This window comes from Pseudidiomarina salilacus (genome assembly GCF_047323925.1).
Classification (GTDB): domain Bacteria; phylum Pseudomonadota; class Gammaproteobacteria; order Enterobacterales; family Alteromonadaceae; genus Pseudidiomarina; species Pseudidiomarina salilacus.
Map to the genome: position 1 here is coordinate 400,989 of NZ_CP178751.1, position 14,142 is coordinate 415,130.

Below are 14,142 nucleotides of genomic sequence, written 5' to 3' on the forward strand. Positions count from 1 at the left end.
AACACCTATCCAGCGGTTGCATAAAAATTCACTGAATATTCAAAAATGCAGCTAAAAGCATCAAACGTGATGCTAAAAGTGTCGAAAAAGCCGTTAAATTGACATAATTATTCAATTGTGGTAAGGTGTCCCTCGTTTTGTAGTAGTAACTTGTACATCAACCTAATGAGGATATTGCCATGCGTAAAATTTACGACCACCAACACCGCAAAGTACGTGCAGCCATCGCCGAAGTCTTTTGGGATTACACATTAGCTGGACAACCCGGCGCGATGACGCGTGATGAGATGCTAGCGCTATTTATTCGTATCAAAGACAGCGATTATTTTGAGCAACATCGCGGCAACTATGGTTTAAAGATCGGTTGGGCCGACCTTGAAGGAAAACATTGGGGGATGTACTTCCATGGTTCGCAGGAAATCTATATTGAACGGGAACTTGGTGACCCTCGTACGCTTTGCCATGAAGTGGCACATCATTTAGCGCTGCAACAGGCGCGCGATGTGCCGCACCACGGTCCGACCTTCTGCACACACTACCTAAATTTGCTCTACTTGTTTGTCGGTAAAGCTGAGGCTGAAGGGCTCAAGTGGGCGTTCGATGAGCATGAAGTGGATTACTTCTTTTTGGACACGCTGCTTGCGGATGATATGCGGAAGTTAATGTTTGCTTAATAAAGGAATGCCATTCGCCTTTGAATAAGCCAGTATTACAGTGTCATATGCTGCACCCTGCTGGTTCTGTTCGTTACCGTGCGGTCAGTAACCAGCTATCTGTTTGTAGAAGGGTATTAATTCACGAATTTCATACTTGTCCCGAACATTACCATATTTCTTGGACCATTCGAGTAATTTTTCGGTTATTTGTGTAACAAGTAAGTCTGGATATCGAATATTAGAATGGTATTGGAATACAAGGTGATACGCGAGGTAAATCATGGTCCATGGGCTGAGGCAATGAACGAGTGAAAAGCTGTTCTCTAGATGTTTTAAGCGCAATGTGTCTGACAGGTTTGCATTTGTGCTTGTAGCTAAGAGTAGTGATTCGCAGCACATGACAACGTTCTCACTCGGAGCTTTTAATTCGGACAGATAATTTTTTATAGTCGTTACCTTTTGTTCATAATCGGATTCACATAGCTTGCCATCAACAAGTTCTCTTAAATCATTGATTAGTATCATTATCACATGTTCCACAACAGAGACTGGATCATCGTATTTAATACCTAGTTCACAGTATTTAGCGACATTATCTTGGTCAAACTTTTGATTTGCGTAGTGGTTTTGTAGGAGACGAATGACTGCAACATTGCCTTGTAAAGCGATTTGTTCCAAATAAGTAAATGCCTCTTTCAGATTGAACTGTTGATACAGCTTATAAATGAAATCGACATCATGAACAGATGGACTCTGTTTCCGGATCAGTTGGTTGAGAACCTGTCGCGCGGCGTGAATGAGTTGAGCGCGATTAATGAGCTCTAGTTTTGGTTCTTTGTAGATACGGTATTTAATATTAAAGCTGTCCAGTGTGTGGTAGTTCTCTAGACGGGAAAACAGGTATGAAATTTCTTTTCGAAGACTTTTCTTCTCAGCAGAACTCTTTGATGTTTGGAGCCAATTTAGCAACCCAGAGAGGTACAGAACGGTAGACGCTTCGTCATCCATATAGGAAGCAAGCTGAGCCGCTTTGAATTTGGAGATTTCAACATCAAAATTTGTGTTGTTAGAAGGCGATACCTCCAAGAGATGAGAGCCCATGACGTAAACATTATCTAGCAATTCTTTAGCAACATGTTCGGATACACTTGTTGCTGATTTGGCGTGTATTTTTTGATTGAGAAGCGCTTTGAACCGAGTGAGGCGGTCAATCATACTCTGGCTGAGGACTTCGGCTTTTATCAGCCATTGAATTCGGTCATCCAACTGATTCGAACCAGGATGGATTAAATGATGAAATTCGATCACTGTATCTACCCAGGCGTCTAAAAATTGGCGTCCTTTCAACGCCGCAATCGCAGAATCAAAGAATGCAAATCGCTCAACATCTAGCGCCAACTCGTACAAAGTGAAGTTAATACTTTCGATAAAGGCGTAGTTTGAAGCACGAATTTTCATGTAGGAACTCCACATTTGCTGCTACAAATTTGTAACCCATAGTTTATATTTAGGCAATAGATAGTTTGATGAATCGTTGCGTTGCTTGTTTATCTGAAACGGATTTGTGGATCTCGGGGCTCAGTTGGAGCTTCCAATTAACGTAGTATCAAAATGATTGCATTGTCCTTTTGTAGGCTTTAGAGTACAAACATAAACACAACAATTATAAATGGAAGTGGTTTGGTGACTGACGAACTCACGCATGGTCAACGTGAACGACTTTGCTATATCGATTTTTGTTTGCTTTTTTATGGCAGCATTGCGCGAGGAGATCTGATTGATAAGTTTCAGATGGGGCTTGCATCCTGCTCCCGTGACTTTGCTAAGTACAAAGAGTTATCCCCGAACAACTTGGTGCTAAAGCATGAAACGAAACGTTATTACAGCACGCCCGATTTCGTTCCAGTTTTTGAGCACGATGCAAACCATGCGCTTTCGCTATGTTCACAAGATGACAATAAAAGTGGACCACTGACAAGCGAGAACGTGCTTGCTTCGGTCGAGCTCATCAAACCCCGAACTACAGCTGTCGCATGTATTTCGCAAGCTATTGCGTCGGAAAGAGCAGTCAAGATTACCTATGCTTCTTTGTCTTCGGGTATCAGTAAGAGAGAGATTGTACCCCATTCGTTTGTGAACACAGGTCACCGTTGGCACGTGCGTGGATTCGATCGCAAAACAAACGAGTTCAGGGATTTCGTATGCACCCGTATTGTCAACGCAGCGCAGTCTGAGAGTTTACCGAGTGAGTTCGAGTCGGTAACGCATGATGTTGAATGGCAAACGCAAGTCACGCTTGTACTGGTGCCACATCCTAACCACCAGCATCCGCAAGCCATAGAGCTTGATTTTCAAATGCAGAATAGACGGCTTGAACTCACGCTGCGAATAGCTGAAGCAAAGTATTTGTTGCGGTTCTGGAATGTTGATGTGACTGAGGATCATTCGTTAACTCCTAATATCCATCACTTGTGGTTACAGAATTCCAAGGAAATTCATCGTAACGGTGACTCAGCAAGGGCGCTATCACTCGCTCCAGGTAACAGAAGTCAAGGTAGTAAAAATGATTAGTGAAGAAATCCAAGCAAAATTTGGTTTTAAATACGGGCGGAATGGTGCGCATGCCAGCAGAACGATGATGCTGACTGAAATTACCGAGCTATTTTCACATCGGCCGGCCGATGCAAAGGCCGAAGATTATCAGCAAGACATTGAGCAATTTAATTTACTGAACAAGCCTACTCTGAAAGCGCGTCAGCTTACGTGGCGGCACTTAGTTGATTTGTACGGAATGAATACTGACATTCCTCTGTTTCGCATTTTTCGCCTGCTTTGGGATGCCGATGAAGACGCGCGTCCGGTGCTTGCCTGCCAAATGGGGCTTGCTCGCGATCCGCTACTGCGATTATCCAAAGAGAAAATTCTGCAGTTAAGTGTTGGCGATTTGCTCACAAGACAAGAAATGGAAGGTTTATTTGCTGAGCGGTTTCCTGAGCGCTTCAGTCCTGCAACGCTAAAATCCGTTGCCCAGAACGTGAATGGCACTTGGACAAACGCAGGTTACTTGCAAGGTCGTTCTAAAAAGCACCGTTCAGAGCCGTCTATTCGGGCTGTAAACGTCGTTTTTGCATTGGTTATGGGCAAGCTTCAAGGTGCATCAGGAAATCGCTTATTTGCTACAGAGTGGATGCAAGTTTTAGAGTGTCGAACCGAGCGTTTATTAGAACTCGCTCGCATGGCGAGTCATTCGGGCTTGATTACCTTTAAGCATTCAAGCGAAGTTATCGAAGTTGGTTTTCCGGATTTATTAACTCGAAATGAGGAGTTAATGCTGCATGAGTAATCGTTTAGAGCGACTGATAAAAAGCTACTCCAATTTTATTAGTATTCCCTGGACCAAGGGTTTAGCTGACGAACAACGCGTTTTGTTTGCGGTGTACCACAAAGAAGATGAATTGAAGCTTCGGGCACGCGTCGAAGAGTTTAAGTTTGCCACGGAGAGCGCAGGCCACAAATGGGTTTTGATTGATATCACGCAGGCTTTTCCTAGATGGTTAGCTGACCAAGAGTATAAAGAAGAAATCTTTAGTGACCCAGATAGTTTAGAAACAGCTTTAGACTTATTTGTCGATGAAGAAATCGAATCAATTAGCGCAAAAGTGCTAGAGCAAGCTGACAATGAGACGGTCGTTGCGCTTTTGGGAGCTGGTTCGTTATTCGGTATATGTTCAGTATCTGGATTTGTTAAAAGATTGGCTGGTTATATCCCCGGAAGATTGCTGGTTTTGTTCCCTGGTGAATATGTAGATAACAAATATAGGTTGCTTGATGCGAGAGATGGATGGGGATATCTCGCCACAGCAATTACGGCTGAAAACTAATAATTGAGGGACCACGTATGTTGAATCGAGACATTTTTCAGATAGATCCAAAGGATAATGAGCCGGAAAATAATGGCGTTGCCGAAGTTAAAGACTCTCAGTCGGCAGAGGACTTCAAAACACTTCGCTATGAATTGAGAACCTTCGTTTGCGAGGGACAATATGAGACAGGATTAGAACTGATCCTTTCTACCTATCTTAAAAATTTGAAAGCCAGTGACCCAAGTGGTGCCCGCGAACAACCGGGAGTTTGGATATCTGGATTCTTTGGCTCAGGTAAGTCTCATCTAGCGAAGATGTTACGAGCACTCTGGGTTGACCAAAAGTTTGATGACGGCGCCACAGCCAGAAACCTTACTGATTTGTCAGATGAAATTACAGCGCAACTAGTCGAGTTGAGTAGAGCTTCGAAAAATTATGGTGGTTTACATGCAGCATCTGGCACCTTAGGTTCGAGCGCGAACAATAATGTGCGTTTGGCACTGCTGAGTATTATCTTTAAATCTGTAGGTTTGCCTGAACAGTATAACCAAGCAAAGTTTGTGATGTGGCTTCAGAAAGAAGGTCTTTATGACCGACTGAAAGAATATGTTGAGAATAAAAATAAGGACTTCAGAAAAGAAATCCATTTTTTGTTTGTATCTACTCATATCGCCACAGGTTTATTGAACATTGATCCCTCATTGGCCAGCAGCGAAAGTGAGTTAAAAGCGAATCTAAAGGCACAGTTCCCGAAAGTAACTGACGTATCAAATGAAGAGATGGTAGAAGCACTTGTTGATGCGATTGCTCCAAACGGCAATGTTCCTCTCACTGTTATCGTGTTAGATGAGGTCCAGCAATATATCGGAAGTGATTCTGATAAGTCGTACGCCGTTCAGGAAGTCGTAGAGACCTGCTGTAAACATCATGCATTGAAAGGTAAGGTTCTGTTCGTAGCAACGGGGCAAAGTGCACTGTCAGGAATGCCGAATCTTCAGAAACTCATGGGCCGCTTCCAAATTCCAATTCAGCTTTCCGACACCGATGTCGAATCTGTGATTCGAAAAGTAATTCTGCAGAAAAAAGAAGCAGCAAAGCCAGAAATCGACACCATGCTCAAATCACATTTGGGCGAAATTTCGCGCCAATTACGCGGCACTCGCATTGAATATCAACGTGACGACGAGAAAGTGATGGTCGCTGATTATCCATTGCTGCCCGTGCGCCGTCGTTTCTGGGAGAAAGTTCTGCGCATTGTGGATACCACAGGTACGGTCTCGCAATTGCGTAACCAGCTAAAGGTTATTCATGAAGCAGCCCAGGCTACGGCAGATAAACCTCTGGGCCATGTCGTACCAGCTGATTTTATCTACGAACAGATTTCGGTCAATTTGATTCAAACAGGTGTCATTTCCAAAGAAATGGGTGAAATCATTGGCCGTTTGGCTGCTGGCGATGAAGATAGCAAGCTAAAATCCCGCATCCTGTCGTTAGTTCTTCTCATCGGTAAGCTGCCCACAGAACCCGCTGCAGATTGCGGTGTGCGCGCCACCGCAGAAATGCTTTCTGATCTGCTGATTGATGACTTAAACAACGGTAAAGACCAGATCCGCACGGTGGTACCTAAGTTGTTGCAACAGTTGGTGGAAGACGGCCACATCATGTCGATGCAAACCGGTTCTGGCACTGAGTATCGGGTACAAACCCAAGAAAGTGCTCAGTGGCATGACACCTTCCGTCAGGAAGAGGCGGACTTACGCGGCAACATGCAGCGGGTTGAAAACCTGCGCATGGACATGCTGCATAAAAAAATTCGTCAAGAGTTGGGGCAAATTCGTCTCACTCAGGGCAAAACCAATGAAGTTCGCCAGCTAATTCCTTGTTTTGACTCCGAGCTCCCCCGTGATGCCAACACAAAAATCTATGTGTGGATTCAAGACGGTTGGAGCATTGATGAAAAAAGCTTCTTAACTGAAGCGCGGCGCATGGCACCGGAGCAACCGACAATTTTCCTATATATTCCAGCGCGTAATCGTTCGGAGCTGACTTCTGCCATCATCGCAGCCCATGCAGCAGATAACACCTTACAAAAACGCGGCATTCCCGGTACTGAAGCAGGTAAAGATGCCCGCAGTGCTATGGAAACACGTAAACGTGACGCAGAACGTAATGTTGAAGCGTTGCTCAAGGAAGTGTTTGAAGGCGTGATGGTGTTACAAGCCGGCGGCAATGAGGTGGATGGTAATACCATTAACGAGCGCGTGGAAAAAGCAGGTAAAGCCTCTGTCGTTCGTTTATACCGCGAATTCGATAGCGCCGATCATCCTGGTTGGGCAAAAGTTTACGAGCGGGCGCGCAAAGATGGCGGGCAAAATGCGCTAGAAGCGATTGGGCACAAAGACGATCCAGAGAAACATCCTGTCTGCGCCAAGATAAAAAACTTCATTGGCGTGTCGAAGCAAGGTAAGGAAATTCGGGAAGAGTTCCAGAATCCGCCTTATGGTTGGTCGCAAGACACCGTAGAAGGTGCTGTATACGCCATGATTGCGGCTGGTGTGCTGATTGCAGAGCCAGGTTTGAAAGCGTCAGAGCTAGAGCGTAAGCAGTTACCGCACACCACCTTCCGCCCTGAGAAGCTAACCATTCGCACCGTCGATTTAATCAAAATTCGCGGTGCGATAAACGCTGCGGGCATTAAGTGTGAATCAGGCGAAGAGAAAGCCAAAGCGACATTGCTAGCAGATAAAGGCCGTGAACTTGCTGAGAAAGCTAGCGGCCCAGCGCCATTCCCAGCAAAACCAGACACCGGCATTTTCGATGACATCGCGCGGCAATCAGGCAATGGCCAATTAAAAGCGATTTTGGACAACCAAGAGGCGATTAAAAACGCACTCACCGATTGGCAAGCAACCGCGGAGAAAATCGCAAAACGTCGTTTTGATTGGGCGCAGTTAAATGATTTGCTCGATTTATCCAAAGAGCTGGCGTTTTATGGTCCAGCCAACGAGTTGAAAAACACCATTATCAAGAATCGTTCGATTTTGGACGAGCCCAACCCGGTAAGCGGTATCAGCAAAGATCTGGTCACCAAGCTGCGTGACGCATTAAAGCACCGCATTGATGCCTACCAAGCGGAATACGAGCATTGCCTGCAAAATTTAAATGGCGATACGCATTGGCAGCAGCTTTCAAACGAGCAGCAACAGCAAATTTTAACTAAACGCTCGTTGCACGAGCTTGAAGCGCCGGATATTTCAACCACTGAAGCACTAATAGATGCGCTGAACTCAGTTTCACTCGGACAATGGAGCGACCGTAAAGAATCGCTCGCTAGCAAGTTTGAAAACGCGCGCCAAGAGGCGGTGGAGCTATTGTTACCCAAAGTACAGCGCTACAGTACCCCTCGAGTGACGGTCAACACCGAAGCAGAATTGGATGCCTGGCTTGAGCAGGTGAAAAAAGACGTATTAGCGAAGTTAAATGACGGACCGGTGACTTTCTGATGACGACAGTAATAGCAAATTCATCTTCAACCCGAAAAGCCCTTGATAAAGCACTACGCTCAGGCTTAGAGCGCACCGTGGTTAAAGCCCGCGATATTGCTGAAGAAGCAGCAGCGCAGGCATTAAAACGGCATGCGGTGGGCGACAAACAAGCACCTGATTATTTTACCGAAGAACAGCGAGCGCTGAGGAATCGCCTACGCGCTCATGGCCGACAACTCGGTGATGTACGCCACGACAACGGCGAGCAAACCATTCATAAACTGGTCACTGAAGTGGCTTACGAGCACTGGCATCGTATGTTGTTTGCTCGCTTCCTTGAGCAAAATGGCTTGTTGATGTACGACCAACATACCTCGGTGACACTGCAAGACTGTAATGAGTTAATTGAGGAAAGCGTATTTCAAGACGAGCTAGAGCAGGCCTGCAGCAACGGCTGGGAGCTTGCTGGTGTGTTGGCATCTAAAATGTTGCCGCAAATTTTCCGCACCGACTCACCCGTGTTTCAGCTGCAGTTTGCGCTAGAGCTGCAACGTGAGCTAGAAGCCCTGGTTATGGGCTTGGCGCCGGAAGTGTTTCAGGCGCAGGACAGCTTAGGCTGGGTTTACCAGTTCTGGCAAAGCAAGCGCAAAGAGGAAGTAAACAGGTCGGAAGTGAAAATTGGTGCGGATGAGCTCTCACCGGTAACCCAGTTATTTACCGAACCCTACATGGTGAGCTTCTTACTTGATAACAGCCTAGGTGCTTGGTGGGCTGGTAAACGATTGAGTGACCAAGACTGGATTGAGGCCGAAAGTGAGCAAGAGTTACGCGACAAAGCCGCCATCGCGGGCGTGCCACTCGAATACCTACGCTTTACCAAAGAAGACGACCGCTGGCAACCAGCTTCGGGATTTTTTGAAGGTTGGCCAAGCCAATTAAGTGAACTTAAAACCCTGGACCCGTGCTGCGGCTCTGGCCACTTTTTAGTCGCCGCATTTTTAATGCTGGTACCCATGCGCATGGAGCTGGAAGGTTTATCTGCCAAAGAAGCAATAGACCGGGTACTTGAAGAAAACCTACACGGCTTAGAGCTCGACCAGCGCTGCGTAGAGCTTGCTGCGTTTGCGGTAGCATTGGAAGCCTGGCGTTACCCGAATGCAGGTGGCTACCGTGCGTTGCCAGAGCTACACCTAGCCTGTAGTGGCTTGTCGATTAGTGCCGCCAAAGACGAATTAAAAAGTAATAATTATTTGACGAAACTATTCAGTTACTTTGAGTACGCTCCTATTTTAGGAAGCCTAATAGATATACCTAGTGATCTCGTCAGATTATTGTCACTTGGCTCAAATAATAATGAGACACAGTCAACAAGTGAAGAGTCTAAAGTTACTGCTTTTGGAGTTACAAAATCAGCAGAAATTCTTAGCGGTGAATTCTCTTTAATAGCTACAAATGTCCCTTATTTGGGTATGTCGAAGTATTCCTCGGAACTGTCTGACTTTATAGCCCAAAACTACCCTCATGCTAAACAGGATTTAGCGATAGTATTTCTTGAGCGAATAAAAAATCTTTTAAGTGAAAATGGAGTTTATTCACTTGTGACTCTTGGTGAGTGGTTATACTTGGGGCCTTACACCGAGTATCGTAAGAAGTATTTAAATTCTCACCGACCAATACTTGTGCAAAGGTTAGGGTGGAATGCATTTTCAACTCCGATTAGAGCTAACCCTGCTTTGCTAATTGGTTGCAAAAAATCACACCATAATGATCGGTTTAGCTTTTTGGATGGCTCCAGTAGTAAAAATATTCAGGATAATGTCAATTCTACTATCGAGAGCGAAGTTCAGCGATTGGATCTAGATACAATTCAGTTAAATCCAGACCTGAGATTTATAAAACCAAATTCAGGTGGCAACGAGATTACACTCTTAAATAACAAGGCAGATGCAAGAAGTGGCCTTCATGCTGGTGACTTGCGCCAGTTTTTCCTGCTGTTCTGGGAGGTCGGCAATTTTAATAGCATATGGGAACCGGTACAAACGGCTGTAAGTTCAATAGCGAAGTTTTCGGGAAAAGAACAAATTATTCGCTGGGAAAAAGAGAAAGGAAGGTTAGCTGAATTAGCCGAGAGAGTTAAACATTTGAATCATGCAGCGCAGAATTGGCGAGCGGGTAAGCCATTTTGGGGGAAAACTGGGATAGTCGTAGGGTTAATGGGACGAGCAGCATGCGCTCTCTACTCTGGTCAAAGATATGATGTCAACAGCAGCGTCATGGTGCCTAAAAACACGAATGACTTAACAGCTCTTTGGTGCTTTTGCGAATCAGGAGAATTTAGTCGTCAAGTTCGGGAATTAGATAACTCTTTAAAGTTAGCCCCCAGAACTTTATTGAAAGTTCGATTTAATGAGGAAAAGTGGAAAGAGACCGCTCGAGAAGAATATCCCAACGGATTACCTTTGCCATTCTCAGATGACCCAACGCAATGGATATTCCACGGCCATCCCTGCGGTTCAGTCGTGTGGGATGAAGAACAAAAGTGGACTGTTGAATCCGACCTTCGTGTCGATGATAGGGTACTTCAAGTTGCCGTTGCTCGCTTGCTGGGTTACCAATGGCCCGCAGAGCTTGACGCTGAAATGGAACTTGCCGACGAACAACGGGCATGGGTTGAGCGCTGTAAAGCCCTTGCTCCTTTTGTCGATGACGATGGTATTGTGTGCTTACCTGCTGTGCGTGGAGAAAAAGCCGCTGAACTGCGTTTAGAAGCAATGCTAGAAGCCGCCTACGGTGATGCCTGGACCACCAACCTTAGAAACCAATTACTAGATACTGTGGGAAGTAAGTCTCTGTCCGCTTGGTTACGTGACAAGTTCTTTGAACAGCACTGTAAGCTATTCCAGCATCGCCCATTTATTTGGCAAATCTGGGACGGCCTGAAAGACGGCTTTAGCGTACTGGTGAACTACCACAAACTCGATAAAGCGGGCTTAGAGCGCCTAATTTACACCTATCTCGGTGACTGGATACGAACCCAACAAGCCGAAGTAGCGAACGGCGTTGATGGTGCCGACATTCGCTTAGCCGCTGCACAAACGCTCAAGCAAGAACTCGAAAACATTCTTGCAGGCGAAAAGCCCTACGATATTTTCGTGCGTTGGAAGCCATTGGAAGAACAACCCATCGGCTGGAACCCAGACCTAAACGACGGTGTTCGCCTCAATATTCGCCCATTCATGCTCGCCAAAGACATGGGCAAGAAAGGCGCCGGCGTACTGCGTGCTAAACCCAATATTCACTGGAAAAAAGACCGTGGCACGGACGTTGAATCCGCCCCTTGGTATCACCTCGGTCCAGAGTACGGTGATAAGCTAGGCGCACGAATAAACGAGCATCATTTAGACCTGGATACAAAACATAGAGCAAAGGAAAGCGAGAAATGAGTAAAAAAATAATAGGTGCAGAGTATCCACTAGCCAAGATTTTTAGCTCAGAATTTGACTTTATGATCCCAGGCTATCAGCGGCCATATGCGTGGACTGATGATCAGGCGATCGAACTTTTCGATGACCTCTATAGTTTCTATGAAACCGAGCCAGAGGATGATTCATACTTTTTGGGTAGTATTGTTCTGATAAAAGAAGATGGGAAACCTGAAGCAGAAGTTATCGATGGACAGCAAAGACTAACAACTCTGACGATACTTCTATCGGTTATCACAAGTCAGCTGAATGGTGAATTTCGATCGGATTTTGAAGGTTATATTCGTGAGCCGGGGAGAGCGTCTCAAGGAATCAAAGCTAAACCAAGGCTTGCTCTTAGAGAGCGAGACATGAAGTTTTTTTCCGACTATGTTCAGTCATTTAAGTTTGACGAGTTATTCGGTTTAGAACCTGCAAAACTTGAAGAGCCTCAGAGAAATATTCAAAGAAATGCACGCTTACTAAATGACAAACTCAAAACCGTCTTCGACAGAAAGATAGATGAATTAGTCTCTTTTGGTGCATTTGTTGTTCAGCGGTGTTTTTTGGTTGTGGTCTCTACTGCCAGTCGCCAATCTGCATTTCGCGTGTTCTCAGTTCTGAACAGCCGCGGATTAGATTTGTTACCAACCGATATTATTAAGTCTGAGGTGATTGGAAAGGTTGAGAGCCACAAACATGAGGAATTCACGAATAATTGGGAAGAGCTAGAAGTAAAAATAGGGCGATCCGAGTTTGCAGAGCTATTTAGTCACATTCGTATGGTTTATGCGAGAACAAAAGCAAAGCGCTCGTTACTTGAGGAGTTCAATGACCATGTCATGAGCCGAGTAACTAGTTCTGAAGAACTCATATCTGAAATTATAGAACCTTATGCGGAGGCATATTTAATCTGTAAGAAAAAAGAGTTTGTCTCCACGAGCAACGCAGAAGATGTTAATTCACTCTTAAAATGGTTAAGCAGAATCGACAACTCAGACTGGATACCCTGTGCAATTCTGTTCCTGTCGAAGCATCGAGATAACTCTGAATACGCACTCCAGTTTTTCAGTAAACTTGAAAGGCTCGCTGCTTTTATGCATATCACCGCCAAAAATGTTAACCAGCGGATAGCGAGGTATGCTGAAGTTCTCTCTGAGTTGTTAAATCAGGCTCCGAATGACTCACAGCTACAATCAATTGAATTGAAAGAAAAAGAAAAAAGGGAAATGCAAGGTACGTTGGCTTCGGACGTTTACTATCTAACCGCTCGTCGACGAAATTACCTAATATTGAGACTCGACTCCTTTATATCAGATGCGGCTGCCGTCTATGATTCAAAAGTTCTGACTATAGAACATGTTTTGCCTCAAACAGTTACCGCTGGTAGTGAATGGGAGCAACTATGGCCAGAGCAAGATGAAAGAGAGCAGTGGGTGCATAAAATTGCCAATTTAGTGCCGCTGACCCAGAAGCGGAATTCTTCCGCGAGAAACTTTGACTTCGTTCGCAAGAAAACAGCTTATTTTGGCGGGCGCAATGGAGTCTCCTCATATGTGCTTACAACTCAAGTATTAAACACCCCTGAGTGGACGCTCGGGACAGTTCAACAGCGCCAAAAAGATTTACTAGAAGCACTGTCCGCTGGCTGGTCTTTGTAAGTAGGAATGACGCAATAGAGGGATTTTGAATGCCACAGCAGATGCGAAGAGTCGGTTCGATTAAAGCAGAATTGGTTAAAAAATCCAGAGAGGCCGCATTAACAGCAGTTCAAGTCTTTAATAATCCCAATATTGGCTTTAAGTCAGAGTCTTATATTGTTTTGATGATTATAGCTTGGACTTACTTACTACATGCTTATTACCGGGGAAAGGGAATTGAGTATCGATATTACAGGATGGCGGGGCAGCGTAAAAAGTTTGATAAAACAAAACATGGTGCTCACAAATATTGGGACTTAGAGCGCTGTTTGAATGATGCTGCATCACCTATTGACCGCAACGTGGCGAATAACCTGAAATTTTTAATTGGCCTTCGTCATGAAATCGAGCACCAGATGACTACAAAGATTGATGACCTCTTGAGTGCACGATTTCAAGCAAGCGCGCTCAATTTTAATCAGTCTATTAAGGCTCTTTTCGGGCCTAGCTATGGCATCGAAAGGCACTTATCTTTCAGTTTGCAGTTTTCGAGTATCACTGAAGAGCAAAGAGAAATGCTTGAACAGCAGCGGGACTTGCCGGCCAACATCAAAAGTTACATACAGAGTTTTGATAAAGAATTGTCCGATGAAGAATTTTCTAGCTCAGGCTATGCTTACCGGATCTTATTTGTTCCGAAAACTGCAAATAGACGTGGTCAGGCGGATAGGGTTATCGAGTTCGTTAAAGCTGATTCTGAGCTTGCCAGTAAGGTCAACAAAGATTACGTCGTGTTGAAAGACGTTGAGAAGAAAAAGTATTTACCCTCGGAAATTGTACGAGTCGTTAATAATGAAGGCTTTCCGAGATTTAAGATTCATCATCATACTTCGCTTTGGCAGTCTGAAAAAGCGAAAGCGCCTCAAAAAGGTTATGGGGTTCAAGTTGCGAAAACTTGGTATTGGTATGATAACTGGCTTCAGGTCGTGAAAGATCATTGTAGGAAAAACAGGCGGTCTTATGAATAGAGACAGCTT

The 14,142-nt window shown here is 44.9% G+C and carries 9 protein-coding genes; 8 read left to right on the plus strand and 1 reads right to left on the minus strand.

From position 1 onward, the window contains the following. The first annotated feature begins 179 nt into the window (after positions 1 to 179). Positions 180 to 674, plus strand: coding sequence for a hypothetical protein (locus ACJ8W9_RS01890; RefSeq protein ID WP_411360109.1), 495 nt, complete (start codon positions 180 to 182; stop codon positions 672 to 674). Positions 675 to 758: 84 nt separating this feature from the next. On the opposite strand, the gene ACJ8W9_RS01895 is transcribed toward ACJ8W9_RS01890, so the two are convergent. Beyond that, positions 759 to 2,114, minus strand: a complete 1,356-nt coding sequence (locus ACJ8W9_RS01895; RefSeq protein WP_411360111.1) for a hypothetical protein — start codon at positions 2,112 to 2,114, stop codon at positions 759 to 761. 225 nt (positions 2,115 to 2,339) lie between these two features. On the opposite strand from ACJ8W9_RS01895, the gene ACJ8W9_RS01900 reads away from it, so the two are divergent. Genes ACJ8W9_RS01900 through ACJ8W9_RS01930 form a run of 7 tightly spaced genes read left to right on the plus strand, consistent with a single transcriptional unit; the run spans position 2,340 to position 14,133 of the window. Then, positions 2,340 to 3,227: a WYL domain-containing protein gene (locus ACJ8W9_RS01900; protein ID WP_411360113.1), complete on the plus strand. Its 888-nt coding sequence runs from the start codon at positions 2,340 to 2,342 to the stop codon at positions 3,225 to 3,227. Further along, a complete protein-coding gene (locus ACJ8W9_RS01905; RefSeq protein ID WP_411360115.1) occupies positions 3,163 to 3,999 on the plus strand; it encodes a hypothetical protein in 837 nt (278 codons plus the stop codon). Before ACJ8W9_RS01900 ends, ACJ8W9_RS01905 begins: the two co-directional genes overlap by 65 nt. Continuing rightward, the gene (locus tag ACJ8W9_RS01910; protein ID WP_411360117.1) at positions 3,992 to 4,537 is read left to right on the plus strand and encodes a DUF1788 domain-containing protein; all 546 of its coding nucleotides are present in this window, start codon (positions 3,992 to 3,994) and stop codon (positions 4,535 to 4,537) included. Before ACJ8W9_RS01905 ends, ACJ8W9_RS01910 begins: the two co-directional genes overlap by 8 nt. A 17-nt stretch (positions 4,538 to 4,554) precedes the next feature. Next, a complete protein-coding gene (brxC, locus tag ACJ8W9_RS01915; protein WP_411360118.1) occupies positions 4,555 to 8,022 on the plus strand; it encodes a BREX system P-loop protein BrxC in 3,468 nt (1,155 codons plus the stop codon). Continuing rightward, on the plus strand, positions 8,022 to 11,447 hold the full coding sequence (locus tag ACJ8W9_RS01920) for an Eco57I restriction-modification methylase domain-containing protein (protein ID WP_411360120.1): 3,426 nt from the start codon (positions 8,022 to 8,024) through the stop codon (positions 11,445 to 11,447). The genes brxC and ACJ8W9_RS01920 overlap by 1 nt, the downstream gene beginning before the upstream one ends. Next, complete coding sequence (locus ACJ8W9_RS01925; protein WP_411360122.1) at positions 11,444 to 13,126, plus strand: DUF262 domain-containing protein; 1,683 nt, start codon at positions 11,444 to 11,446, stop codon at positions 13,124 to 13,126. The genes ACJ8W9_RS01920 and ACJ8W9_RS01925 overlap by 4 nt, the downstream gene beginning before the upstream one ends. A gap of 29 nt (positions 13,127 to 13,155) precedes the next feature. Then, a complete protein-coding gene (locus ACJ8W9_RS01930) occupies positions 13,156 to 14,133 on the plus strand; it encodes a DUF3644 domain-containing protein (protein ID WP_411360124.1) in 978 nt (325 codons plus the stop codon). Positions 14,134 to 14,142: the final 9 nt, after the last annotated feature.

Bases quoted from the DNA above. Each gene is read 5' to 3' on its own strand.
- ACJ8W9_RS01890 (WP_411360109.1), top strand. From the start codon at position 180: ATGCGTAAAATTTACGACCACCAACACCGCAAAGTACGTGCAGCCATC.
- brxC (WP_411360118.1), top strand. From the start codon at position 4,555: ATGTTGAATCGAGACATTTTTCAGATAGATCCAAAGGATAATGAGCCG.
- ACJ8W9_RS01925 (WP_411360122.1), top strand. From the start codon at position 11,444: ATGAGTAAAAAAATAATAGGTGCAGAGTATCCACTAGCCAAGATTTTT.
- ACJ8W9_RS01895 (WP_411360111.1), bottom strand. From the start codon at position 2,114: ATGAAAATTCGTGCTTCAAACTACGCCTTTATCGAAAGTATTAACTTC.
- ACJ8W9_RS01920 (WP_411360120.1), top strand. From the start codon at position 8,022: ATGACGACAGTAATAGCAAATTCATCTTCAACCCGAAAAGCCCTTGAT.
- ACJ8W9_RS01930 (WP_411360124.1), top strand. From the start codon at position 13,156: ATGCCACAGCAGATGCGAAGAGTCGGTTCGATTAAAGCAGAATTGGTT.
- ACJ8W9_RS01910 (WP_411360117.1), top strand. From the start codon at position 3,992: ATGAGTAATCGTTTAGAGCGACTGATAAAAAGCTACTCCAATTTTATT.